Origin of the sequence: Neorhizobium phenanthreniclasticum, from assembly GCF_040066075.1 — a bacterium.
Lineage (GTDB): Bacteria > Pseudomonadota > Alphaproteobacteria > Rhizobiales > Rhizobiaceae > Neorhizobium > Neorhizobium petrolearium.
Genome location: NZ_JBEAAL010000023.1, coordinates 35,614 through 58,201, shown reverse-complemented (window position 1 = coordinate 58,201; position 22,588 = coordinate 35,614). Strand labels below are relative to the sequence as shown.

24 protein-coding genes are annotated in these 22,588 nt (G+C 62.5%); 14 read left to right on the top strand and 10 right to left on the bottom strand.

What is annotated here, in order from left to right; all coding sequences use genetic code 11:
- Nucleotides 1-93: 93 nt before the first annotated feature.
- Nucleotides 94-1,164: a GGDEF domain-containing protein gene (locus tag ABK249_RS24320; protein ID WP_037155277.1), complete on the top strand. Its 1,071-nt coding sequence runs from the start codon at nucleotides 94-96 to the stop codon at nucleotides 1,162-1,164.
- 34 nt (nucleotides 1,165-1,198) lie between these two features.
- Here the strand turns inward: ABK249_RS24320 and ABK249_RS24315 are convergent, their stop codons facing one another.
- Together ABK249_RS24315 and ABK249_RS24310 are read right to left on the bottom strand one after the other, a co-directional pair.
- Nucleotides 1,199-1,807, bottom strand: coding sequence for a pyridoxamine 5'-phosphate oxidase family protein (locus ABK249_RS24315; RefSeq protein ID WP_037155274.1), 609 nt, complete (start codon nucleotides 1,805-1,807; stop codon nucleotides 1,199-1,201).
- Nucleotides 1,808-1,873: 66 nt separating this feature from the next.
- Nucleotides 1,874-2,800, bottom strand: coding sequence for an alpha/beta hydrolase (locus ABK249_RS24310; RefSeq protein ID WP_037155271.1), 927 nt, complete (start codon nucleotides 2,798-2,800; stop codon nucleotides 1,874-1,876).
- A 47-nt stretch (nucleotides 2,801-2,847) separates the two neighbouring features.
- Here ABK249_RS24310 and ABK249_RS24305 point away from each other — a divergent pair, with 47 nt between their 5' ends.
- Nucleotides 2,848-3,324, top strand: coding sequence for a MarR family winged helix-turn-helix transcriptional regulator (locus ABK249_RS24305; RefSeq protein ID WP_037155267.1), 477 nt, complete (start codon nucleotides 2,848-2,850; stop codon nucleotides 3,322-3,324).
- Nucleotides 3,325-3,327: 3 nt separating this feature from the next.
- Here the strand turns inward: ABK249_RS24305 and ABK249_RS24300 are convergent, their stop codons facing one another.
- Entirely contained in the window at nucleotides 3,328-3,702 is a 375-nt protein-coding gene (locus tag ABK249_RS24300; protein ID WP_348864268.1) for a gamma-butyrobetaine hydroxylase family protein, read from the bottom strand.
- A 221-nt stretch (nucleotides 3,703-3,923) separates the two neighbouring features.
- Here ABK249_RS24300 and moaA point away from each other — a divergent pair, with 221 nt between their 5' ends.
- Entirely contained in the window at nucleotides 3,924-4,913 is a 990-nt protein-coding gene (moaA, locus tag ABK249_RS24295) for a GTP 3',8-cyclase MoaA (RefSeq protein WP_348864307.1), read from the top strand.
- Between the two features lie 22 nt (nucleotides 4,914-4,935).
- On the opposite strand, the gene ABK249_RS24290 is transcribed toward moaA, so the two are convergent.
- From ABK249_RS24290 to ABK249_RS24280, 3 genes are read right to left on the bottom strand one after another with little or no spacing between them, the layout of a single operon-like run.
- A complete protein-coding gene (locus ABK249_RS24290; protein WP_348864267.1) occupies nucleotides 4,936-5,706 on the bottom strand; it encodes an SDR family oxidoreductase in 771 nt (256 codons plus the stop codon).
- 49 nt (nucleotides 5,707-5,755) lie between these two features.
- Nucleotides 5,756-6,310 carry a hypothetical protein gene (locus ABK249_RS24285; protein ID WP_348864265.1) on the bottom strand — a complete coding sequence of 185 codons (555 nt, stop codon included), beginning with the start codon at nucleotides 6,308-6,310 and terminating at the stop codon, nucleotides 5,756-5,758.
- On the bottom strand, nucleotides 6,291-7,706 hold the full coding sequence (locus ABK249_RS24280) for a lactonase family protein (protein WP_348864264.1): 1,416 nt from the start codon (nucleotides 7,704-7,706) through the stop codon (nucleotides 6,291-6,293). The genes ABK249_RS24285 and ABK249_RS24280 overlap by 20 nt, the downstream gene beginning before the upstream one ends.
- A gap of 59 nt (nucleotides 7,707-7,765) precedes the next feature.
- Between ABK249_RS24280 and ABK249_RS24275 the strand changes: the two genes are divergently transcribed.
- Nucleotides 7,766-8,659 (top strand): LysR family transcriptional regulator, encoded by an 894-nt coding sequence (locus ABK249_RS24275; protein ID WP_280107509.1) that lies wholly within the window; start codon nucleotides 7,766-7,768, stop codon nucleotides 8,657-8,659.
- On the opposite strand, the gene ABK249_RS24270 is transcribed toward ABK249_RS24275, so the two are convergent.
- Nucleotides 8,656-11,217 carry a methyl-accepting chemotaxis protein gene (locus tag ABK249_RS24270; RefSeq protein ID WP_348864262.1) on the bottom strand — a complete coding sequence of 854 codons (2,562 nt, stop codon included), beginning with the start codon at nucleotides 11,215-11,217 and terminating at the stop codon, nucleotides 8,656-8,658. The genes ABK249_RS24275 and ABK249_RS24270 overlap by 4 nt on opposite strands.
- A 281-nt stretch (nucleotides 11,218-11,498) precedes the next feature.
- Between ABK249_RS24270 and ABK249_RS24265 the strand changes: the two genes are divergently transcribed.
- The 4 genes from ABK249_RS24265 to mobB are packed head-to-tail and all read left to right on the top strand — an operon-like array spanning nucleotide 11,499 to nucleotide 14,807.
- A complete protein-coding gene (locus ABK249_RS24265) occupies nucleotides 11,499-12,404 on the top strand; it encodes a DMT family transporter (RefSeq protein WP_348864261.1) in 906 nt (301 codons plus the stop codon).
- Nucleotides 12,405-12,442: 38 nt separating this feature from the next.
- Nucleotides 12,443-13,672: a multidrug effflux MFS transporter gene (locus ABK249_RS24260; protein ID WP_348864259.1), complete on the top strand. Its 1,230-nt coding sequence runs from the start codon at nucleotides 12,443-12,445 to the stop codon at nucleotides 13,670-13,672.
- Nucleotides 13,669-14,295 carry a molybdenum cofactor guanylyltransferase MobA gene (gene mobA, locus ABK249_RS24255; RefSeq protein ID WP_348864258.1) on the top strand — a complete coding sequence of 209 codons (627 nt, stop codon included), beginning with the start codon at nucleotides 13,669-13,671 and terminating at the stop codon, nucleotides 14,293-14,295. Before ABK249_RS24260 ends, mobA begins: the two co-directional genes overlap by 4 nt.
- Nucleotides 14,292-14,807 (top strand): molybdopterin-guanine dinucleotide biosynthesis protein B, encoded by a 516-nt coding sequence (gene mobB / locus ABK249_RS24250; RefSeq protein WP_227702800.1) that lies wholly within the window; start codon nucleotides 14,292-14,294, stop codon nucleotides 14,805-14,807. Before mobA ends, mobB begins: the two co-directional genes overlap by 4 nt.
- 116 nt (nucleotides 14,808-14,923) lie before the next feature.
- Here mobB and ABK249_RS24245 read toward each other — a convergent pair whose 3' ends face one another.
- Both ABK249_RS24245 and ABK249_RS24240 read right to left on the bottom strand, forming a co-directional pair.
- Entirely contained in the window at nucleotides 14,924-17,101 is a 2,178-nt protein-coding gene (locus ABK249_RS24245) for an OmpA family protein (protein ID WP_348864256.1), read from the bottom strand.
- Nucleotides 17,102-17,253: 152 nt separating this feature from the next.
- Nucleotides 17,254-17,409: a hypothetical protein gene (locus tag ABK249_RS24240; protein ID WP_280107508.1), complete on the bottom strand. Its 156-nt coding sequence runs from the start codon at nucleotides 17,407-17,409 to the stop codon at nucleotides 17,254-17,256.
- Here ABK249_RS24240 and ABK249_RS24235 point away from each other — a divergent pair.
- From ABK249_RS24235 to ABK249_RS24220, 4 genes are all read left to right on the top strand, one after another.
- Nucleotides 17,408-18,184, top strand: a complete 777-nt coding sequence (locus ABK249_RS24235; RefSeq protein WP_227702798.1) for an ABC transporter substrate-binding protein — start codon at nucleotides 17,408-17,410, stop codon at nucleotides 18,182-18,184. The two genes, ABK249_RS24240 and ABK249_RS24235, sit on opposite strands and share 2 nt — an antisense overlap.
- Before the next feature lie 115 nt (nucleotides 18,185-18,299).
- Nucleotides 18,300-19,082: an ABC transporter permease gene (locus ABK249_RS24230; protein ID WP_037155231.1), complete on the top strand. Its 783-nt coding sequence runs from the start codon at nucleotides 18,300-18,302 to the stop codon at nucleotides 19,080-19,082.
- Entirely contained in the window at nucleotides 19,079-19,909 is an 831-nt protein-coding gene (locus tag ABK249_RS24225) for an ABC transporter permease (RefSeq protein ID WP_348864255.1), read from the top strand. Before ABK249_RS24230 ends, ABK249_RS24225 begins: the two co-directional genes overlap by 4 nt.
- Nucleotides 19,910-20,060: 151 nt before the next feature.
- Nucleotides 20,061-20,324, top strand: coding sequence for an usg protein (locus tag ABK249_RS24220; RefSeq protein WP_407721078.1), 264 nt, complete (start codon nucleotides 20,061-20,063; stop codon nucleotides 20,322-20,324).
- Nucleotides 20,325-20,345: 21 nt separating this feature from the next.
- Here ABK249_RS24220 and ABK249_RS24215 read toward each other — a convergent pair whose 3' ends face one another.
- A complete protein-coding gene (locus tag ABK249_RS24215; RefSeq protein WP_037155222.1) occupies nucleotides 20,346-21,068 on the bottom strand; it encodes a DUF2270 domain-containing protein in 723 nt (240 codons plus the stop codon).
- 122 nt (nucleotides 21,069-21,190) lie between these two features.
- Between ABK249_RS24215 and ABK249_RS24210 the strand changes: the two genes are divergently transcribed.
- Both ABK249_RS24210 and ABK249_RS24205 read left to right on the top strand, forming a co-directional pair.
- The gene (locus ABK249_RS24210) at nucleotides 21,191-22,000 is read left to right on the top strand and encodes a methyltransferase domain-containing protein (protein WP_348864254.1); all 810 of its coding nucleotides are present in this window, start codon (nucleotides 21,191-21,193) and stop codon (nucleotides 21,998-22,000) included.
- 29 nt (nucleotides 22,001-22,029) lie between these two features.
- Nucleotides 22,030-22,584, top strand: a complete 555-nt coding sequence (locus ABK249_RS24205) for a DinB family protein (RefSeq protein WP_348864253.1) — start codon at nucleotides 22,030-22,032, stop codon at nucleotides 22,582-22,584.
- Nucleotides 22,585-22,588: the final 4 nt, after the last annotated feature.

Here is a 22,588-nt window from a genome sequence, read left to right as displayed (position 1 = left end):
CTCTTCGGTGTTTATCCTTAATTCTTTTCCAATATCTTTCACATACTAATTCCGCTAAGTATATATATGGACGGGATTGAGTGGGGATCGTCGATGACGACGGCAATGGCGCCGAAGGCGCAATCTAGCGATCTGATCGGTCAGATCATCTACGCTGTGCGGTCGATGGGCGTCGCGCCGATCCCGCGCAACTACCAGCTCTTCTACGAAGCCTATATCGGCTCCAATCCTGACTTGACCCGGGAACTTGCCTCGCTCGGAAACCGGGCAACCCAGGAGGAACTGGACGAGTTATCCCATCGCCATCTCGGAACAGGTCAGGCTGTCGTCATCGAGAATGCACATGCCAGGCTTGCGGGTGAGCTCGACTCGCTTCTGAAGCTTCTGCGCCAGGAGCAAAGTTCGCTGGAAAGCTACAGCAAGCTGCTGGGCGAAACCGCCCAGCGGATCAATTCCAAAAGCAATTTTTCGGTCGATCTCCTGAGCAGCGCCATCTCGCTTCTCAGCGAAGCGACGGGCACGACGATTTCCCATGGTGAAATGACCGCTGGAGGCGTCGTGCAGCGTTCGCAGGAGATGGATCAGGTCCGGCGGGAGCTTGATGAGTACAAGCGTATCGCCAACACCGATTCGCTGACGCGCATTGCCAATCGCCGGGCCTTCGACGAGCGGCTTGCAGGGGTCTACAATCATCCCGTTGTCCTGCCGCTCACCGCGCTGGTGCTCGCCGATATCGACAATTTCAAGAAGATCAACGACAGCTTCGGCCATCCGGTCGGTGACAAGATTCTCGCCACCGTCGCCTCGGTGATCCGCTCGAACGTCCGCAAGGATGTCTTCGTCGCCCGCTCCGGCGGCGAGGAATTCGCCATGATCGTCGAGGGCAACACGCCGGATGAGGTCATGATCATCTGCGAGCGGATCCGGCGGGCGCTTGAAACCCGCACCTTCCGCAATTCGCGTTCCGGCGTCGACTACGGCCCGATCACCATTTCGCTCGGCTTTGCAATGGGTTCGCAGGCCGATGACCCGGGCGCGCTCTATGCCAATGCCGATACCGCCCTCTATCATGCCAAGAATACCGGCCGTAACCGCGCGATCTTCTTCGAGGAGGGCATGAAGAAGGATTATGTCGGCAAGGGCTGGCTGATCTACAAGAATTGAAATCTTCCGGAACGCCGGCTCGATCCGAACCAACTCACCACATGGTCTTGGCAGCGCGGGCCGGCCATTCACGGTCGTAGGTTTCCTTGTCGAAATCGGCCTTGGCGGCTTTCAGAAGCGTGCCGGGCGTCGGCAGGCTCTTCGGATCGACGAAACGTTCGGGATTCCAGAGTTCGGCGCGCATCAGTGCCCGGGCGCACTGGAAATAGACCTCGTTGACGGTGATGACCGTGACGCTGCGCGGATGTCTACCGTCCATCTCGAAGCTGTTGAGCAGTGTCGGCTCCACCGACACCACGGCATGGCCGTTGATGCGCATCGCCGTGTTCGAGCCGGGGATCAGGAACATCAACGCCACGCGCGGATCGCGGACGATGTTGACAAGCGAATCGATGCGGTTGTTGCCGCGCCAGTCGGGCAGAAGCAGCGTCGCCTCGTCCTGAACACGCACCGCGCCACCCAGGTCACCGCGCGGTGAACAATCGAGCCCCTCCGGCCCGACGGTCGCGAGCGCCAGGAAAGGCGAGGCCTCGATCATCCGGCGGTATTCCGGCGTCAGGACCTTGGTCACCTTGACGAGCGAAGCCTCCGACACGCCGTCGTAGATCGCCTTCAATTCCTCGACGGATGTGATGATGGTCATGCTTCGCCCCTTTGCATCGTCGGCCCTAACCGGCGCAGGCGACAGTATGATGACAGATTTTGCCGATCAAGCGGCCGCGTCGCCACCCGAGGCTTCATGCACGGGCCTGCCATTTTCCGAAAGGAACGAGGCTATCGTTTCGATGACGCCGCGATCGCTGACGATACGGCGATGGCCCAGTCCATTCGCCCAATGAAGCCGCGCCGTCGCAAGGCCGTCAAAACGGCGGGCGTGGTCGGCTGCGACCTCCTTGTCTTCCTCCGCATGCACGACCAGCAGAGGCGTGCGGCCCCGTGCCGCCGCGGCAACCGTATCGAAATCTTCAAGCGAGGCGCCGGCCACCTGCTCCGCCCGCACGATCAACTGTTTCTTGACGCGCGGCGTGAGCCCGATCATCCGCGAAAACTCGTCGAACAGCCAATGGATATGGCTTGGAGAGCCTATGACCACCAGCTTGGAAGGGTTGATCGCACCCGCGCCCCTCATCACGCCGCCGGCGGCAAGCATCAGGGCCGCGCCGCCGAAGGAATGGCCGATCGCCGCATCGAACCTGCCGAAATGCCGCTCCGCCTCGACGACCGCATCCACCGCCTGGCGCATGTTCAGGCTGCGACCGCTGGAACGCCCATGACCCGGAAGATCGAGCACCACGACCTCAGCTCCCGTTTCGGCAAGTCCCGCCGGCAGGGCGGAGATATAGGCGGCGTTCGATCCCCAGCCATGCACCACCAGATAGCGCGGCCGGCCGGTTCTGCCGGAGCCATTGAAACGATAAGCCATGACGGTTGATTTCCCGACTGGAAAGGGCATCCTCTCGGCGGCCTCCAGCCGCTTTCGCCCCACCGCCTCGGCCGCCTGCGCCTTGCCGCCTTTCGGTCGTCGCGACGGCGTACGGCAGAAAAGCGCGAAGGCAAGCTTCGCCGAGGCTTTGGGGAACGGCCGGCCCAAAGTGGCGAAACCGAGACGGATGACCTTCAGTGCAAAGTTTGGCATAGTGAGGAAATCCCATAATGTTCAATGTTGAACAATAAAGTACAGGAATGAACAAAAATCAATCCCTCCCCTGGGACCACCCTCGTTTTCGAAGCTGGATCGCGGTAGCGCGTGCCTGCCAGCTCATGCAGAGCGTTCTGACCCGCGAGCTCGCGAGCCTGGACATCAAGCCGCCGCATCTCGATGTCCTCGTCAATCTCTACCGTTTCGAGGGGATCTCGCAGCAGGAACTGGCGCGCAAACTGCTCGTCGGCCGCTCCAACATGAGCATGACGCTGCCGCAGATGGAAAAGCGCGGCCTGATCGAGCGGCGCGGCGACGCGAATGACAAGCGCGTGCTGCGTCTCTACCTTACGCCGGAGGGCCGCCATGTCGCCGAGGAGGCGATGGCGATCCAGACCGCGCTCATCGAGCGGACGCTTTCGGCGACCCCCATCGAGCAATGTCATGCCATGGCCCAATCCATGGAGAAGATCATTCTCGCGCTGCAGGCGGAGAACGTCGAGGAAACCGAGTCGGCCTGACGATCAGCGCGACCGTTGCGGCGGATCGCGGCTCAGTCCTTTCGCGGCCAGCTCGCGCTCGTAGTCGGCAAACAGCTCGGCGCCACGTTTTCCGAGCTCCCGCAGATAGGACCAGGTAAAGATGCCGCTGTCATGCCCGTCATCGAAGGCGATGCGCACCGCGTAATTGCCGGTCGGCGTGATGGTCCGGATTCCGACATTCCGCTTGCCCGGCACCGTCACCTTCTGCCCCGGGCCGTGGCCCTGGACCTCGGCGGAAGGCGACAGGACCCGCATCGTTTCGGCAGGCAGCGGAAAGGCCGCGCCGTCGCTGAAGGTGATATTCATCGTGCGGCGGTCCTTCGAGACCCTGAGTTCCGTCGGCCAGATATCGCTCATGGTGAAACCTCCGCCTTGTCGTGCATCCGCCGCATGGATTATGAGCTTCACCGGCCGGCTGCAAGCTGTTTTCTGCTCGCCCCTGTTCTTGCCGGGCAGACTGTCATACACTTGACGAGAAGGTTCAAAATCCCCACGTTCGGCCAAAGGGAGATCATCACGTGAACGGTTTCGCAGGGCAGGTTGAAGGTGCAACGCCATTGGTTGCCGGCAAGGCGCCGATGATCGATCCGTTCGGCCGCACTGTCAGCTATCTGCGCGTCTCGGTGACCGACCGCTGCGATTTCCGCTGCACGTACTGCATGGCGGAAAACATGACCTTCCTGCCGAAGAAGGATCTGCTCACGCTGGAGGAGATGAACCGACTCTGTTCCGCTTTCATTTCCAAGGGCGTCCGCAAGATTCGTCTTACGGGCGGCGAACCGCTGGTGCGCAAGAACATCATGTTCCTCGTGCGCGAGCTTGGCCGCCATGTCCATTCCGGCGCGCTCGACGAACTGACGGTCACCACGAACGGGTCACAGCTCGCCCGCTATGCCGATGAGCTCTACGATTGCGGCGTACGCCGCATCAACGTCTCGCTCGACACGCTCGATCCGGCGAAATTCAAGGCGATTACCCGCTGGGGCGATTTCAGCAAGGTCATGGAAGGCATCGACGCAGCACAGAAGGCGGGCCTCAAGATCAAGCTCAATGCCGTGGCGCTCAAGGACCTCAATGCGGCCGAAATCCCTGAGATGATCCGCTTCGCGCACGGCCGCGGCATGGACCTGACGGTGATCGAAACCATGCCGATGGGCGAGATCGAGGAAGACCGCACCGACCACTATCTGCCGCTTTCAGAGCTGCGTGCCGATCTTGAAAGTGAGTTCACCCTTGCCGATATCCCCTACAAGACCGGCGGCCCTGCCCGCTATGTCGAGGTGAAGGAAACCGGCGGGCGGCTTGGCTTCATCACCCCGATGACCCATAATTTCTGCGAGAGCTGCAACCGCGTCCGGCTGACCTGCACGGGTACGCTCTACATGTGCCTCGGCCAGAACGACGCTGCCGATCTCCGCACGGCGCTGCGCGCCTCCGAGAGCGACGAATATCTTTATGCTGCGATCGACGAAGCGATCTCGCGCAAGCCGAAGGGCCACGATTTCATCATCGATCGCCAGCACAGAAAGCCCGCCGTCGCTCGCCACATGAGCGTCACGGGCGGTTAGAAACGGTCAGCGTTTTTCTTCCTCACGTCCGGCAGATCGATACGCCGCCGTCCGCGAGCATCGAGGCCCCCGTCACGAAGCTTGCCATGTCGGACCCCAGAAACAAGGCGGCTTTCGCGATCTCCTCCGGCTGGGCAACGCGTTTCAGCGCATGCAGGCCGTTGATGAAGTGGACTGTTTCCGGAAGCGCTCCGGGAAAATTGATCGGATTGGCATCCGTATCCACCCCGCCCGGCAGCAGCGCGTTGACCCGCACGTTATGGGGTCCGAGTTCCGCCGCCAACACCTGCACCAGGCCCGTAAGCCCGGCCTTCGCCGCCGCATAGGCGCCCATGCCCGGCATGCCGGCACTGTGACCGACGAATGTGGATGTAAAGATCATCGAGCCGCCGCCGCGTGCCATCATCGCCGGCGCTTGGTATTTCGCGGCGAGAAAACCGCTCGTGAGATTGAGCTCCAGCGTGGCGCGCCAGTCGTCCGTCGATGTCTCCGTCATCGGCCCGTAACCGACCGTGCCGCCCGCATTGTTGAAGGCGATGTCGAGCCCGCCGAAGCGCTCCATCGCTGTTTCAACCAACCGCCGATGCAGATCCTCGTCGCGGATGTCACCTGCGACGGCCGCGGCGCTGCCGCCTCCTGCCTCGATTTCCTCGACCAACATGCCGAGCAGTTCGCTCCGCCGGGCCGTAACGACCACGCGCGCGCCCTCATCGGCAAAAAGCCTTGCCGCGGCCCGGCCTATGCCGGCGCTCGCGCCGGTGACGATTGCAATCTTCCCTGCAAGGATTCTCATGGGGATCTCCGCTTTGCTGTTTGCATCAATGCGGCATCCAAATTTCAGATCAGGGCACCTTCGGCCACCCGTTTCCTGCTTCGCGTGAACGCGATGTCCGCGCGTAGACATCCGGGCTGCAGGGCGAGCGGCCCGACCGGTCGCAGAAGGTCCGCTGAACGTCCCCGGCCTTTACGAAACCCTCCAGCATCGGCCGGGTGAACATGCCGTCGCCCGCGCCGGCGGCTCGATGACAGGTCGCACATGGCGGGTTCGGCCGGAATGCCTCCATACCTTCGCCCGGCCTGATCGAACCATAGGTCCAGCGGCCCGCTTCGCGACGCTTGACGAAGATGGCTGTCAGTTCGTCACCCGAAAAGCTTTCCATCAGGATCATCATCTCCTCTGCGGGCTTGTCTTCACGCAGTGCGGCAAGCGAGGCATTGTCGACCAGCATGTTGCGATAGCTCCCATCCGGCCGATCGACCCGTGCATAGCGGGTAAAGCCGTCACCGTGATTGTCTGCGGCAACAGCGAAGACCGCGGCCATCGCGGAGAACAACCCCGTGACAGCCGTCAACATGACCGCCGATCGCGCCGGCCGTTTATCGCGAAAGAACGACATGATGAACTCCGTGCGGCAAGGCGACCCGCCCGATCCTTTCCAGCGAAGGAGCCTCCCCCTTCAATACCCGGAAAATCTCCAGCCCCGCCCCGGCGTCCGGCCCGGCGCCTGGATGCCCCTCGAACACCGTCGCCAGCAGATGGTCGCCCGTGAGGTCGAAAGTCCCACCTTCGGGAAGCACGCCCTCGAACGGATGGTCACCGGCCTTTTCCAGCCTGCCGGTTTGCGCATCGAACGTCAGCAGCGAGACTGTCGCCTCACGCTGATGGCGCGGTGATCCCGGCGGAAAGGCGGTTGCGCGCATGTTGATGGTGGCCACGAAGCGACCGTCCGGGCTCACGGCCATGCCCTCCGCCGAATTGCCGGTTTCGACGGCCATCAAATGCTCGTGACGGGCCTCGCCGGCGTCCGGATCGGCAAAGCGTATGACACTCATGGTCGAGGGCGTCGTGGGGATGCGTCCGTCGAGGGTCGTTGCGGAAAAATCGCGACCCCAGTTCGAGGTCAGATAGTGCCGCCCGTCCGGGGTGAAGCGCCCGACAAAGGGATCCCTGCCGACGTCGACGACATTGCCCCAGGGCTGCAGCGCAGGCCCTGATTCGCCGTCTGAAAATTCAAAAAAAGCCACGCGATCCTGCGTGTTGATGTTCACCGCAAGGAATCGTCCCGAGGGGTGCCAGTGCACGTTCGTTGCCGTTACCCCTCCGCGGGGTGCTTCGGCCGAGCCGGTGATCCCCAGGCCGGCGAGATCGGTACGGCTAATCTTGCCGAACCTGCCGCCTGTAAACTCGACGATCTGCAGCAGGCTTGCCTCGGCGGTATTGGACACGACGGCGATATATTGTCCGTCCGGGCTCACTGCCAGCGCCTCGGGATGGGTGCCGATTTCGATCGTATCAACAAGTCTCAGATCGGCGAAGTCGGAAAGATCGACTGCGAACAGGCGGTTGCCGGGCGGCAGGTCTCTGACCGTCGTGCCCCCTTCCGGCCCTTCACCGAGGCGTTCCGTCACGAAAGCGGTGTGCCCATCCGGCGCCAGTGCAAGGACCTCCGGCGCTGCGGTCACCGAATTCGAGATCGGCAGCGTGCTTTTCGACACGCGGCCATCGGCAATGGAAAGAACGGTCAGCATATCCCTGTATCCGGCCTCCTTCGGAGCCAGGATCGAACTGCCATAGGTCCCGGCGACAAAGTCGCCATCGGATATTGCGACAACCCGACCGGCTGAAATCGCGCCAAGGATGTCGGCGGATTGCGCCGACGCGCTGCCTGCGCCGCTTATCCCGAGAGCCAGCGCGACAGCCGTGCTGCCTAGAGGATGCGATATCTTCATGATCCAGATTCCTTCCTTCGCTGCGAGGGCAAAGCCCTTGTCTTCGAAAAGGATAAGGATCACTCTGATTGCTTTCCAATCGGAATATCACGATCTGTGATAGGCAATCCGCATCAGGAGACATGATGGATATCCGCTCGATGGCCTGCTTCGTCGCCGTCGCCGAGGAACTGCACTTCCGCCGGGCGGCTGAGCGGCTGCACCTCACCCAGCCATCGCTCAGCCAGCGTATCCGCGCGCTGGAATTCGAAGTCGGCACGGATCTTTTTGCCCGTGATCGCCGCAGCGTTGCTCTCACGCCCGCCGGCCAGGCGTTCCTCGAACCGGCTCGTCGGGCGATCGAGAATGCCAAGGTGGCCAAGGAACAGGCTCTTCGAGCCATGCGCGGCGAAGTTGGCCGGCTGCGGCTGGGCTTCACCGTGATCGCCTTCTACGGTGTTCTGCCTGAGGCGGTGCGGGCTTTTCGTCACCAATATCCACAGGTGAAGGTCGAGCTCTTCGAGATGAATTCGCCGTCGCTTGAAACGGCGCTGATGACCGGAACGATCGATCTAGCCGTCCTGCATCCGCCGCTCGCCAATCCGGACCTTGCGATCCGCAGCCTGCCCGATGAACCCCTCGTACTCGCCCTGCCCTCCGGCCACCCGCTCGCGTCGCGGGCCGAGATCCGGATTGCCGATCTTGCGGAGGAACCGCTGCTGATCGCACCGCGCAGCATCGGCCCCAGCATCTACGATCGCGTCATCGCGCTCTTTCAGGCGGAAGGCATCAGCCCGCATATCGTTCAGGAAGTAACACCCATGACGACGCTCGCCGGGCTGGTCGCCGCCGGCGTCGGCACCGGTTTCGTGACCGCGGGGCTTTCCCGCCTGCCCCGGCCAGGCGTCAGCTACCGCCCGGTCACGCCGACGCCGCCATCGTTGCCCATGGCGGCGTCCTGGTTGAAACCGGCGCTTTCGGCGAGCGGGCAGCGTTTCCTCGAAACGGTCTCCGCCCTGATCGGCAGGAGTGCCTAGGCGGCGTCGCTTTGGCGCATGGCCGCCCGGCGCTCGTAGGCTCCGGCGTGGAACGAGACGTTCGGATCGCGCGTCTTGAAGCGCTCGATCTTCTCCGACAGGATTTCCACGCGGCGGCGCAGGCCGTGGATCTCGGCATTGTTCTCCTCGACCATGGCGGCGTTGCGCTGGGTGATGAGTTCCACTTCCTGGACAGCCTTGGTCACCTCGTTGATACCCGTCGACTGCTCCCCGGCCGCCGCGGAAATCTCGGCGACCAGTTTGCGGACATCAGTGATGTGCGAGATGATCTCGGTCAGCGCCGTGCCCGTTTCCTCGACGAGATGCACCCCGTTGCTGACCTGATCCGAGCTTGCCGAAATGAGACCCTTGATCTCGCGCGCGGCACCTGCACAGCGCTGCGCCAGTTCGCGCACTTCCTGCGCCACGACCGCGAAGCCGCGGCCGGCATCGCCTGCACGCGCCGCCTCGACGCCGGCATTCAATGCGAGCAGGTTGGTCTGGAAGGCGATCTCGTCGATCACACCGATGATTGTCGCGATCTTGTCGGAGGAGCGACTGATCTCGCCCATGGCGTCGACCGCACGGGCCACGACCTCGCCGGAGCGAACGGCGAACTCTTCCGTCTCGTTCACCGAAACCGAAGTCTGTCTGGCGCTTTCGGCAGTCGAACGGACGATGTCGCTCAGATGCCGCAGCGCCCGCGAGCTTTCCTCCAGCGCCGCCGCCTGCTGTTCGGTGCGGCGAGCCAGATCGTCGGCGGAGGAAGCAAGATTGCCCGTGCCGCCGTCGATCTCCTCGGCGGTCGAGCGGACATCGGCAAGCGTCGCACGGAGCGCTTCAACGGCCTGATTGTAGGTGCGGGCCATTTCGACGAAATCGTCCGGCAGGTTCTCGTCCATGCTGCGCTCCAGATCGCCCTCGGCGAGCTGGCCGAGCACGTCGGACAGCGCAGTCAGCGCCTGACGCTGTTCGGCGGCGATCCGGGCGCGTTCTGCGGCGCGGCGTTCTGCCTCGGCATTGGAGAGGTCCCGCGCCGCGGCGGCTTCCTGCTCCAGGCGGACATTCTCGAGCGCCGCATCGCGGAAGACGGTGACCGACCGGACCATGTCGCCGATTTCGTCGCCACGTTCACGGCCTTCGATCCTCACGTCGAGATCGCCGGCGGCAAGTCGCTTCATCACCTCGGTGACGCGGCGCAACGGACCACGCAGCGTTTCGACCAGCATCAGGCCGCCGGCGATCGCAAGCAGCGTGCCGACCACCATGGCGACGACAGAAAGCTGGGCTGAACGTTCGCTGTCCTCCTTGCCGACTTCCTGGGCCTGTGCGACGAAGTTCTTGAGGCCCGCCATGCCGGCCGTCAGGGTTTCCGTCGCCGTGGCGCGGGCCTTGCTCCATTCGGCGGCGATCGCCAGAAGCTGGGCCGTCTCGTCCTCCATAGACTTCAGCCGCGGCTGCAGCATGGGCGCAAACTCGCGCATGGCGGGATTGCGGGCGAGTTCGGAAACCTCGGCGCTTGCCTGGCTCAGCTTCTCCATGACATCCAGGACGGTCTGCCGTGCCTCTTCGGTCTGGGTGGTGCGCAGACGCTCGACGTAGAGCTCCATGGCGTCGATGAGGCGCAGCGATTCTGCGCTGCGATCGAGGAGCGTGCGCAAGCTGGCAACTTCTCCCTCGATGCTGGCGAAGCGCGAAGCCGCATTGCCGGCCTTGTTCGTAACCTCGGCCTCCATCTCCGACTGGTACTTCATGAATGCGCTTGCGGCGAGCCTGATCGCCTGCGCCTTCTGCGGCACTGGCTGGTCGCTCTTGAGAAGCGCGGTCATTTCGTCGATCGCGCCACGGATCGGCTTCAGCTGCTTCACGCCGTTCGGCGTCAGCATGGGCTGCACTTCCTCGAAGGTCTTGGCCAGGATGCCGAGATACATGTCGGCGGTACCGATCGTGCCGTCATCCGTGCCGGTCCCGCGAACGTTGTTGCGAAGCTCGCCGATCTGTTCGGCGATCGCCTTGTAGGCATAGGCTTCGAGCACCATGCCCTTGGCGAACTTTTCCTTGCCTTCGAACTGCTTGCGGACGTTGGCAACCTGATCGGCAACCCCGGTCGCGATGGTGCGGATATCTTCGACGTTGTAATCCAGCGCCGCCGCATTCTGATCGCGTTTCTGCTTGATGGCCCAGAGAGCCTCCGTATCGGCACGCAGCTTCGGCGCGAGGCCGGACACGACGGCGACACGCTCGCGATCGCCATCGGTGACAAGCAGGCCTTCCAGCACGTCCACGCCGCTCGCCTGCCTGTCGATGCCAGCCTGCACGGCAGCCAGGGATGCGTCGTCAGGCTTGCTTGTGAAATCCTGAAGCACCGCCTGGAGGTTTTCGAAATCGCCGATATTGTCGATTGTCGCGCGCGTCACGGTCATGTGTCCGTTCAGCATGCTCGCGGTGTAATAACCGGCAAGCCCGATGCCGGCGATCAGCAGGACCAGCGGTACCACAAAAAGAAGGACCTTGGTGACAATCCTTCGGCTCTGAAGAAGACGATCGATGAAAGACATTTTTCCCCCACGGCAACCTGGCGCCGGTTTCGCGCCAGCGGCATTCGCGAAACGGTAACGGCATGATTCCAGCCTCATGCGGGAATGATTTCGCCTACAGTCGACAAATTCAGTTGAACAAGGGTTAATTCGGCACCCTTACAAATCGCTTTGCCACATCCCATTGCATATTAGATCCCCCTCCAACTCTACTCAAAAGAGTACCGCCCGGTGCATGATCGGGCTGGCGACAGGTAAGCCGTTGCTTTAAGAGAAGCGCTCGATACCGGAGGGAATCGGGAATGGCATCGTCGGAAAACTCGCGGGGAGCGCTCTTCATGGCGCTCGCCATGGCGGCTTTCACCTGTAACGATGCCATAGTCAAATCGATCACGTCCGAACTCGGCGTCGCCCAGATCATGGCGGTACGCGGTGTCATGGCGACTGCGCTCATCTACTGTGTCGCGCGTTACCTCGGCGTCACCCTGTCTCTCAAGATGGTCATGCATCCGCTGGTGCTGCTGCGCACCTTTTTCGAGATTGGTGCCACCCTCACCTTCCTCTCGGCGCTGGCCCATATCGAATTCGCCGCCGCATCCTCAATCATGCAGTCGCTGCCGCTTGCCGTGACCTTGGGGGCGGCCCTTTTCCTGGGCGAGCCGGTCGGCTGGCGGCGCTGGACGGCGATCTCCGTCGGTTTCCTCGGTGTCCTCCTGATCATTCGGCCCGGTCCAGAAGGCTTCACGCCGGCTGCCCTGCTCGCCGTCGCCGCCTGCTTCTTCACGGCAAGCCGCGATCTCACGACAAGGCGTATCACCGACGATATTCCGACACTCTCCGTCACACTCTTCACGTCGTTTGCCAACACCGTCGTCGGCGTGATCCTGATCGCGCCGATGGGCGGTTGGCAGCCGGTCAGCACCCCCACGCTCGGTTATCTGGCGCTTGCCTCCGTCCTCGTCTTCGCCGGATATCAGGCGGTCATCAAGGCCATGCGCGCCGGCGAAATCTCCTTCGTTGCGCCCTTCCGTTATACCGGCCTGCTCTGGGCACTGGTGATCGGCATCTTCCTGTTCGGAGAGCATCCCAATGCCTATATGCTCACGGGTGCTGCCATCGTCATCGGCTCCGGCCTCTACACCTTCTACCGTGAACGCAAGCGGCGGAGTCCTGTAGTGGAAAAGGCAAGCGCGGCACCGCCGGCCTGACGGACGCCGGAAAGCAGTTTGACGAGAGGAAGGACGACGTGCAGCAAAGCCGATTTCTGGACAGACAGACCCCGCCCCATATCCTGACGCTGGTCGTCTGCGCAGGCCTTGGAGCGCTATCGCTCAATGTCTTCCTTCCGTCTCTTTCGGCCATGGCTATCCATTTCGGCACAGACTATGCCGTCATGCAGCTTGCCGTTTCCGGCTATATCGCCGGCACAGCACTGCTCCAGCTCGTGCTCGGGCCGCTTTCCGATATTTTCGGCCGCCGTCGCGTGATGATCGGCAGCATCCTCATCCTGCTCGTCGGCACGCTGATCTGCCTCGCCGCACCGAATGTCACCGTCTTCATGTTCGGGAGAATGCTGCAAACGGCGGTCGTCGCCGGCTTCGTGCTGCCGCGCGCCATCATCCGCGACACGGTGCCGATGGAGAGCGCCGCCTCGATGATCGCCTATGTCACCATGGGCATGTCGCTGGTGCCGATGATCGCGCCGACGATCGGCGGTACGCTCAGCGACCTGTTCGGCTGGGAAGCGAATTTCGTCCTCATATTGGGCCTCGGGCTCATCACCCTGATGCTGGTCTCCGTCGACCTCGGCGAGACGAACCGCACGCCGGCGGCGAGTTTCACGGCGCAGTTTAAAAGCTGGCCGGACCTTTTCCGGTCGCGCCGCTTCTGGGGCTATACGCTCACCTCGACCTTCTCCTCCGGCGTCTTCTTCTCCTTCCTCGGCGGCGCGCCCTTTGTCGGCACGGCGATCTACCATCTCACGCCTACCATGCTCGGCGTGCAGTTCTTCCTCATTGCCGCCGGTTACATGGTCGGCAATTTCATCTCGGGACGTTACACCCGGCGCTTCGGCACAATGACCATGATGATCTCCGGCAGCGTCGTCAGCCTGATCGGTGTCTGCATTACCACCGCCATTCTTCTCGGAGATGTCGCGTCGGCAACAGCCTTCTTCGCGCCGCTGGCGCTGACCGGCGTCGGCAACGGGTTGACGCTTCCAAGCTCGAATGCCGGCATCGTCAGCGTGAGACCGCATCTTGCCGGGTCCGCCTCGGGCCTCGGCGGCGCGATCACGGTCGGCGGCGGCGCCGCTCTTTCAACGCTTGCCGCGGCGGTGCTGAAAGAGGAAGGCGGGGCGATACCGCTCCTCGTGGTAATGGGCATCTCGACATTGCTCGCGCTCGCCGCGACCGCCTATGTTCGTCGGATCGACCTTCGCGAAGGTGCGATCGAAACCCGGGATGCCGACCGATGACCGGTCCCGCGCTCCCCCCCGGCCTGATCCTCGCCGGCGGCAAATCGAGCCGCATGGGTTCCGTCAAGGCGCTTCTGGAGGTCGGCGGCGACACCATTCTCGGCCATATCGTGCGGCGGCTCTCACCCCAGGTTTCGGGAATCACGCTCAATGCGTCCGACGATTTTCCCAACCCGCTCGGGCTACGCCTCCTTCCGGACAGACTCGCCGGCCAGCCCGGACCGCTCGCGGGCGTTCTTGCCGGTCTGCGCGACGTGGAAACCCGCGGCCTCTCTGCAACCCATCTCCTGACCGTGCCGTCGGACAGCCCCTTCGTGCCGACTGATCTCGTCAGCCGCCTTCAAGCCGGGATCGACGTTCCGGATGCGATCATCATCACCGCTTCGGACGGACGCAGTCACCCGGTTTTCGGGCTCTGGCCGATCTCGATCGCCGACGATCTCGAAACCTGGCTCTCTGATCCGGAAAACCGGCGCATCAAGGCTTTCCTGCAGCGTCACCGGGTGGCGACCATCGAATTTCCGCTGATCGAGACATCTCACGGCCTGCTTGATCCTTTCTTCAACATCAACACGCCTGAAGATCTCGAAGAGGCCCGGCGTTTCGCGGAGGTTCTTCAATGAGCTCTCCCCGTGTCTTCGGCATTTCCGGCTGGAAGAATTCTGGCAAGACCGGATTGACAGTGCGGCTCGTCGCCGAACTTACCCGCCGTGGCTACCGGATCTCGACGATCAAGCATGCCCACCATGATTTCGACATCGACAAGCCGGGCGCCGATTCATTCCGTCATCGCGAGGCCGGTGCGTGCGAGGTGGCGATCGTCTCCGGCAGGCGCTTTGCCATCATGCACGAGCTGCGCGAGGAGTCGGAGCCGCGTCTTGACGATATCCTGGCCCGGCTGGAGCCTTGCGATCTGGTCCTGATCGAAGGCTACAAGCGGGAACCGGTTCCGAAAATCGAGACCCGGCGCCTCGAATCGAAAAGCCGCGAACCGCTTTCGTCAAACGATCCGCATATCGTCGCCATTGCCGCCGACCATGCCGTGACGGACACGGCTGTGCCGGTCTTCGACCTCGACGACACGGCGGCAATCTCCGATTTCATCGTGAAGGTGACGGGACTTCCCAGACAATGAAAAGCCTGCGTGCCGACCGCTCACTCGTCATCCTCGTCCTCGGATTGAACCCGAGGATGAGGACAAGCTGAGCCGCCGGATCGCTCCGGCGGCTTTGTCTTGGGCAGCAGAAACCCTTACTGGTTCGAGGCGACCGGCTTCACCAGCGGCGTGATGCGGCGGATGGTGACGCGGCGGTTTTCCTGGTTCGGGCCGTCGGTCCGAACCTTGAGGTAACGTTCGCCATAACCCTGGGTCGCCAGGTTTTCCGGAGGAATGCCGAAGGCATCGGTCAGCACCCGGGCGACCGATTCCGCTCGCTCGTCGGAGAGGATGAGATTGCTCTCGTCCGAGCCGACCGCATCCGTATGGCCTTCGATAAAGAACGTCTCGGACGGATCTTCCTCCAGGACCCGGTTCATCGCCTCGGCGACCCGGCGCAGCGAACTCGCCTGGTTCATCGGGATCTCGGCGCTTCCGGTCGCGAAGGTGATCGTATCGAGGTCGATGCGCGGCACCTTGTCACGGATACGGGCCGAATAGCGGACTTCATCCAGCGAATAGACGCGCTCGACCTGTTCGACCGGCGGCTGTTCGAGGAACTCGTAATAATCCCGGTCCGGCTCGCTCGAGGTGTCGATGATATAGTTCTCGATCGGCACCGTGAGCCGCATCGGCGGCAGGTCATAGCCCGGATCGCGCCAGACATAGTCGCGGTCGCGGCGCTCGTCCATCAGTTCCGGCGCATAATAGAGAACGTATTCATCCCCGCCCCGGACGATGCGCGACCGCTGGACGATCTCGCCGTAACGGTTGCGGATCGTGACGATGCGGGTGCCGTCGTCACGGATGAAGACTTCGCGTACCCGGCCGTCGCGCAGGCGCTCATATTCCGGCTCCCGGCCGTCGACGTAGAAGCGACGGCTGTCGTCATGGCGGACGAAGGTCTGGTTGTCGATCGAAATGATCGTTCTCGCGCCGTCGCGATCCCGTTCGCGGTCTTCGTCGCGGCTGACGTCCTCGCGGAATTCCCAGCCGCGCGGCCGTTCGAATCGGGGACGCCGGTCAAGCCGTTCGCCGCGTTCCTCGATCATGGCGCGAACCTGCTCTTCCTGCTCACGGCTGAACTGGGTATTGGCCTGGGCTTCGGCGTCGGACTTGGGCGGGGCGAGTTGCTGCTCGGTCTGCTGCGCTGGCCGGCGGCGCGGCCGCTCGCCTTCACGGGGCGGTCGCGGCTCTTCCTTGGCGCTGTCGAGCACCGCAGCACCGTTCTCGACGGGCAGCAAGACCTGCTCGCCCTCGCGGGCCGAAGACGGGTCGCGGGCGATCTGACGGGCCCGTTCGATCTGCTCGGGTGTGCGCGGCGGTTCGGGCCGGGCCTGCTGCTGATCTTCCAGCGGCTCGCCGGGAGCGGGTCGGGCCGGGCTGGCCTGGTCGCGCGGGGTCTCTCCCCGGGGCGGCAGCGGCGGCTGGCCTTCCGTTGTCTGACGGCGCGGCTGTTCGCCCCGGGCAGGTTGCCCCTCGGTGGTCTGGCCTTCCCTTGCCGGCGGCCGGGGACGCGTGTCCTGCGCAGTACCTCTGCCGGAATCCTGATCCCGGGCATTGCGGCGGGTCGGCGCCTCCGGCGCAGTTTCAGGCGCCGCCGCACGGTCTCTCGCGCGCGGCCGGGGTGTCGGGGTTTCAGCCTGATTTTCCGTGGGGGCCGCGTTGCGATCCTGGGCATTGCGGCGCTGCTGGCGGTCACCGCCTTCCGGTGCAATCTCGCGCTGCGGCTGGGCTTCTCTCTTTGTCGGCCGCTCGGTCTCCGGAGCCGCCTGTTCACGCTGGCGGTCCCGGCGCTGCGGGCGCTCGCCGCCCTCGCCCTGTCCGGTCTGCTGTTGCTGACGACGCAGCAGACGTTCTGCGCCACCCTGGTCCTGGTCGGCCTGCTGCTGGCGGCGCTGCGGACGCTCTGCCGGTGCTTCCGCAGCCGGCCGTTCCGCCTGAGGTTCGCGGCGCGGTGCGGCTTCGCGCGGAGCTTCCGGCTCCGCCTGACGCTGGGCGCGCGGCGCCTGTCGCCGTTCGGCACCACCCTGCTCGCGGTCACCGCCCTGCTCGCGCCGCGGCCGCTGCTGCTCTCCGCCGCCTTCGCCTTCCTGCTGCTGCCGCCGCTTCCTCAACAGCAGCGGATCTTCTTCCTGGATCTTGATGATGCCCGGCATCTGGCCGGCCTCGATCATGGGTTTCGGCGGCATGGCCGCCGCCGGCTGCATCATCAGCGGCAGCGAAACGAAAGGCGCTGCGACGCTGGCGAACAGTCTGAATTTCCTCGACATGGACATTTCCTCTTCTCGGGGTGCTATCCCTTTCACGCGTCCTTTATTGCCTTTTTTCAGGCGGACTTACGCTTCGGCTGAATGCTATCCAGCCGGAGATGGTTCCGTTCAAGGCTGTGCCAGCCGGTCTGAACCTCGCGTGAATGTGTTGTTCATGTTTCAGCGGCAAGTGAACGTGCACGTAAAATGCCGTTGCAATTTCGTCCGAGCCGGTATCTATAAAATCCAGAGGGGGCGAAGCGCCCCGCTCCTGACGGCAAAACAAGATGAACCATGCCGTCGGCGCTGCCAACAGAGAGGATCATCATGAATATCTCCACCCGCTTCTTCGCCGCCGCTTCGATCGCCGCGCTGTCGTTCTTCGCCGGCTCGGCGATCGCCCAGGAAAAGCTCGTGATCGGCACGGAAGGCGCCTATCCCCCCTTCAACAATCTCGAAGCCAATGGCGAGCTCACCGGCTTCGACGTCGATATCGCCAAGGCGCTCTGCGAGGAGATGAAGGTCACCTGTACTTTCGTCACCAATGACTGGGACGGCATCATTCCGGCGCTGCAGTCGAAGAAGTTCGACGCGATCATCGCCTCCATGTCGATCACGCCGGAGCGCGAGGAACAGGTCACCTTCTCCAAAAAATATTACAACACGCCGCCGGCGATCGCCGTGCCGAAGGATTCGCCGATCAAGGACGTGGCCGGCCTCAAGGGCAAGACGATCGGCGCACAAGGGTCGACCACCCACTCCAACTATGCCGAAAAGCACATGCCGGATTCCGAGCTGAAGCTCTATCCGACGGCTGACGAATACAAGCTCGACATTGCCAACGGTCGTATCGACGCCGTCATCGACGACATCGTCGTGCTCTCCGAATGGCTGAAGTCGGATGCCGGCAACTGCTGCAAGATCCTTTCGCCCCTGCCGATCGATCCGGAGATCAACGGCGCAGGCGCAGGCGTTGCGGTGCGCAAGGGCGAAACCGCGCTGGCCGACAAGTTCACGGCCGCGATCGCCGCGATCCGCGCCAACGGCAAGTACAAGGAAATCAACGACAAATATTTCGATTTCGACGTTTACGGCGACAAGTAATCGTCTGAATAGCCCTGACAATCCGGCGGAAGGCTTGCCCTTCCGCCGTTTTTCTTTTTAATGAGACCAACATAACATCAGCGGCGCGACAGAAGCCGCGGGGGAAAACGACCTTATGAGCGGATTCTTTTCCGCCCTCTTTGGCGCGCTCGATCCGCTTTGCGGTCCTATCGGCCTTTTTTCACTGTTCGGTTCGGGCACGCTTGTCGCCTGTGGTGAAGCCGGCTGGGGCGACGAAATCGCTTTTGGCGTAAAAGTGACTATCTCATTGGCGCTTGCCACGCTTCCTGTCGGGCTCGTGATCGGCTTTCTGATCGCGCTTGCGGCGCAATCCGAGGAAAAGCTGCTGAGGCTTGCCGCCGGCATCTACACGACGATCTTCCGCGGTCTGCCGGAACTCCTCACCCTCTTCATCGTCTATTACGGCCTGCAGATCCTCATCCAGTCGGTGCTTTCCTCCCTCGGCTACGAAGGGCGTATCGAGATCAACGCCTTCCTGGCCGGCATGGCGGCGCTGGCGGTCGTCTTCTCCTCCTATTCGTCCGAGGTGCTGCTGTCGGCCTTCCGGGCGATCCCGCGCGGACAGTACGAGGCGGGCGACGCTCTCGGCCTGCGGCGCTGGCGCACCATGCGGCTTATCATCCTGCCGCAGCTCATCCGCATCGCCCTTCCGGGCCTCACCAATCTCTGGCTGATCCTTTTGAAGGATACGTCCTACGTCTCGGTCATCGGGCTTGCCGATATCCTGCGCCAGACAGGCATCGCCGCGCGCGTCAGCAAGGAGGCTTTCTTCTTCTATCTCATCGCCTGCATGCTTTACCTGATTCTGGCGATGATTTCGTCCTTTGGCCTCGGTTTCATCGAGCGCTGGGCCAAACGTTCGGAGGTCAGCCGATGACCGCCGTTACGGAACTCATCCCGCCTCAGCCTGCCCCCGCGGCCGTGAAACGAAAACTCGGCGCCGCCAGGATCGCCGGCATAGCGGTTCTTGCCGTTTGGGTGCTGCTGGCCATCGCACTCGCCGGGATGGTCATCGGCGGTTGGGATCAGGCCAAATTCCTGCGCTACGGGCCACGCTATCTCCATGGGCTGTGGGTGACCGTCTCGCTGGTCGGGCTTGCCGTCATCCTCGGCGCGATCCTGTCGTTGCCGATCGCTTTTGCACGCATGTCGAAGAACCGTTTCCTGAACGGCATCGCTTATGCCTATGTCTATGTCTTCCGCAGCACGCCGCTGCTTGCCCAGCTCTTCCTGATCTATTACGGGCTCGGCAGTTTCCGCCCGCAACTGGAGGCCGTCGGTCTCTGGTGGTTCTTCCGCGAGGCCTGGTATTGCGGCCTCTTCTCATTCGTGCTCAACACCGCCGCCTATCAGGCGGAAATCCTGCGCGGCGCGATCGAGAGCGTTCCCCGTGGCCAGCATGAGGGTGCGGCGGCACTCGGCATTTCGAAATATATCACCTTCCGTAAGATCATCCTGCCGCAGGCGCTCATCGTGGCACTTCGCCCCTATGGCAACGAGATCGTGCTGATGATGAAAGGTTCGGCGGTTGTCGCCATCGTCACCGTCTACGACCTGATGGGCGAGACGCGTTATGCCTTCTCGCGCACCTTCGACTATCAGGCCTATCTCTGGGCGGCGATCTTCTATCTTGCCATCGTCGAGGCGTTGCGGCACGTCTGGGCCTTCCTCGAAGCCCGCCTGACACGCCATCTGAAGCGTTAGCAGCACTCGCCGAAATTCGCTGCTAACATATTGAATATTTTCACGAATACCTCCTTATGAAGCAATTGTAAAGCCTCGGTTAACCGTGGCATGCTCCCTTTGTCGGGTGACGTGAAAGCGTCATCCGGAAAATAAGAAATGGGAACTGCTGATGTCTGAAATGGAAATGATGCTGAAGGGCTACGGCCTCACCACGGCGCAGATTTTCTACCGCCTGCCCGATCACCCCGTGCTGCTGCAAAGCTATGTCTGGCAGGACTACGATCTCGCGCCCGATTTTCCTGCCATGAAGGATTTCCTGAAGTTTTGGCAGGAGAAGCTCGACGGACCGCTGCATTCGGTCCATTACGTCCACCGCAAGCTGATCTCGGCCAGCGAGTGGCGCTCGGTCAAGGGAGAGATCGTGGTCCACTGACGGAGCGCGGACGCCCACGGCCTAGACATGCACCTCGCCGTGGGCGAATTCGCCCTCATCGGGTTCGCGATGCATGGCGGCATATAGGATGGCGCCGTAGAAAAGTGCGACAACCATTGTCACGCTCCATCCCGGCAGCGGCCCAAGCGCTGCGTTCTGCACCGCCTCGGAAATCGTAGAGACGCCATCTGTCGCCGGTTGATCAGGCAGGAGCTTGGGCGTCGATATCTTCAGGAACCATGCGAACAGCAGGATGAGGTACATCCAGACGTAGTTGCGCCGGATACGTCGGAACAACGCCTCGCGATAGCTGATGATGAAGCGGGGATTGCGCAGGCTTCCGGCAATGCCGGCCGCCCAATCCGGCCTGAGATCGGCCTGCGGATCGAGCGCCTGCGCGAAATAGTGCCGCTCCAGCTTGCGCACCCTGGCGCGATAGACGTCGAAGAAGCGGTAGCGCCGCGCCTCGATCAGCAGAAGCAGCGATACCAGCAGCATGGCGAAGATCACCACGCCGTGATGCGAAGTCGGCGTCGACAGCGAGATCGACAAGAGTGCCGCCACCATTGTGATCGCCCAGTTGGAGGTGCGGTCGATGCGGTCGCGCCAGCTCGTCATCCGGCCCAGCTCGCCGCGGTAGTAGTGGATGATCATATTGGCCTTTTCACCGGACGTGATCGGCAGCATGGGCGCCCGCCGCTCGACATTCTTCTCCAGTACACTCGGCTCCTCGACCGCGGCCATAATCCTTTCCTCCCAAGGTTTTATTTGCTTTATCTTTCAACGAACGAACCGGCACGGCGTTCCGTCTCATGGACAAACGCCAGCCGGCGGCTTAAAGCCGCTGCCAAACGAGGAATGCGACCATGAAGAAGATCGACGAGGAAGCGCTGGCAGAGGCCTATAACCGGGCGCTCGCGCTGGAAAAGGCGGGCGACGTCGACGCCGCCGTGAACGCCTACAGACAGGTGCTGGAGATCGATCCGGAAGACCACGGCGGGGCTGCCGTTCGCATCGCCGCCATGGGCCGTGGCGAGTCACCGCCAAAGGCGCCGGACGCCTATGTCGAAACCCTCTTCGACCAGCATGCAGGAAGCTTCGAGGACATCCTGGTCGAACAGCTCGGTTACGCCGTGCCGGTCATGGTGCGCCAGCGCCTGCAGGCATTAGAGCTCGGGCCTTTCAAACGCATGCTCGATCTCGGCTGCGGCACGGGCTTGACCGGCGGCACGCTGCGAGACATGGTCGACGATATCACCGGCATCGACCTTTCCGAGAACATGGTCGAGATCGCCCATGAAAAGGATCTCTACGAGACGCTCTACGTCGCGGAAGTCGAGGATTTTCTCGAAGACAATGACGACGAACCGTTCGATCTTGTAACCGCCACGGACGTACTTCCCTATCTCGGCGCACTCGAACCGCTCTTCTTCGGCGCGGCGGAGAACATGGTTCCCGGCGGCATCTTCGTCTTCTCGTCCGAAACCCTGCCGGCATCCGACGGTCGGCCCTATGTCGTCGGGCCGCACCAGCGCTTCCTTCATTCGGAAGCCTATATCCGCACGCGGCTCGCCGACACCGGCTTCGAGATCGTCGAGATTTCGGAGATCAACGTACGCATGCAGGACGGGCATCCGAGCCCGGGCCATCTGGTCATTGCGCGGTTGAGGGGTTAGTTTTCCCGCCGACAGAGGGAGGAATCGCGATGAGCCCGCAGCGCTATCTTCTCGCGCAGGCCTATAACAATGCCTGGGCCAATCACCGGCTCCTGAAAGCCTGTGGCCGGCTTTCGCCGGAAGAAGTCGCCGCAAAGCGTGTCAGCTTCTTTCCGTCGATCATCCATACGCTGAACCATATCCTGACGGTCGACTGGCTTTATATCAGTGCACTCGAAGGCAACTGCATAGGTGCGGCGGCCTTCGACCCGGAAATCCCTTTCCCCTTCTTCGCTGATTTGGAGCGCGAGCAGCGGGCCGCCGACCGACGCCTCATCGATCACTGTCGTGGCCTCGATGCCGAGACGCTCACACAAGAGGTTCGCATCCCGCGCGAGACCCATGTGCAGGTGGAGAACACCGATCGCGTGTTGCTGCATCTCTTCCAGCACCAGATTCATCACCGCGGCCAGGTTCACGCCATGCTGTCGGGAACATCCGTCCCTCCGCCGCAGCTTGATGAATTCTTTGCCGCCGACGAGGAACAATTGCGAAAACAGGATTTTGCCGAACTCGGTTTCACCGAAGCCATGATCTGGAGTTGATCTG

Coding starts and splice junctions, on each gene's coding strand:
- ABK249_RS24315 (WP_037155274.1), bottom strand. CDS start 1,807: ATGACCATCATCACATCCGTCGAGGAATTGAAGGCGATCTACGACGGC.
- ABK249_RS24210 (WP_348864254.1), top strand. CDS start 21,191: ATGAAGAAGATCGACGAGGAAGCGCTGGCAGAGGCCTATAACCGGGCG.
- ABK249_RS24310 (WP_037155271.1), bottom strand. CDS start 2,800: ATGCCAAACTTTGCACTGAAGGTCATCCGTCTCGGTTTCGCCACTTTG.
- ABK249_RS24320 (WP_037155277.1), top strand. CDS start 94: ATGACGACGGCAATGGCGCCGAAGGCGCAATCTAGCGATCTGATCGGT.
- mobA (WP_348864258.1), top strand. CDS start 13,669: ATGACCGGTCCCGCGCTCCCCCCCGGCCTGATCCTCGCCGGCGGCAAA.
- ABK249_RS24235 (WP_227702798.1), top strand. CDS start 17,408: ATGAATATCTCCACCCGCTTCTTCGCCGCCGCTTCGATCGCCGCGCTG.
- ABK249_RS24215 (WP_037155222.1), bottom strand. CDS start 21,068: ATGGCCGCGGTCGAGGAGCCGAGTGTACTGGAGAAGAATGTCGAGCGG.
- ABK249_RS24225 (WP_348864255.1), top strand. CDS start 19,079: ATGACCGCCGTTACGGAACTCATCCCGCCTCAGCCTGCCCCCGCGGCC.
- ABK249_RS24205 (WP_348864253.1), top strand. CDS start 22,030: ATGAGCCCGCAGCGCTATCTTCTCGCGCAGGCCTATAACAATGCCTGG.
- ABK249_RS24220 (WP_407721078.1), top strand. CDS start 20,061: ATGTCTGAAATGGAAATGATGCTGAAGGGCTACGGCCTCACCACGGCG.
- ABK249_RS24230 (WP_037155231.1), top strand. CDS start 18,300: ATGAGCGGATTCTTTTCCGCCCTCTTTGGCGCGCTCGATCCGCTTTGC.
- ABK249_RS24270 (WP_348864262.1), bottom strand. CDS start 11,217: ATGTCTTTCATCGATCGTCTTCTTCAGAGCCGAAGGATTGTCACCAAG.
- ABK249_RS24275 (WP_280107509.1), top strand. CDS start 7,766: ATGATGGATATCCGCTCGATGGCCTGCTTCGTCGCCGTCGCCGAGGAA.
- ABK249_RS24265 (WP_348864261.1), top strand. CDS start 11,499: ATGGCATCGTCGGAAAACTCGCGGGGAGCGCTCTTCATGGCGCTCGCC.
- ABK249_RS24285 (WP_348864265.1), bottom strand. CDS start 6,310: ATGTCGTTCTTTCGCGATAAACGGCCGGCGCGATCGGCGGTCATGTTG.
- ABK249_RS24305 (WP_037155267.1), top strand. CDS start 2,848: ATGAACAAAAATCAATCCCTCCCCTGGGACCACCCTCGTTTTCGAAGC.
- ABK249_RS24290 (WP_348864267.1), bottom strand. CDS start 5,706: ATGAGAATCCTTGCAGGGAAGATTGCAATCGTCACCGGCGCGAGCGCC.
- ABK249_RS24245 (WP_348864256.1), bottom strand. CDS start 17,101: ATGTCGAGGAAATTCAGACTGTTCGCCAGCGTCGCAGCGCCTTTCGTT.
- ABK249_RS24240 (WP_280107508.1), bottom strand. CDS start 17,409: ATGATGATCCTCTCTGTTGGCAGCGCCGACGGCATGGTTCATCTTGTT.
- moaA (WP_348864307.1), top strand. CDS start 3,924: ATGATCGATCCGTTCGGCCGCACTGTCAGCTATCTGCGCGTCTCGGTG.
- ABK249_RS24300 (WP_348864268.1), bottom strand. CDS start 3,702: ATGAGCGATATCTGGCCGACGGAACTCAGGGTCTCGAAGGACCGCCGC.
- mobB (WP_227702800.1), top strand. CDS start 14,292: ATGAGCTCTCCCCGTGTCTTCGGCATTTCCGGCTGGAAGAATTCTGGC.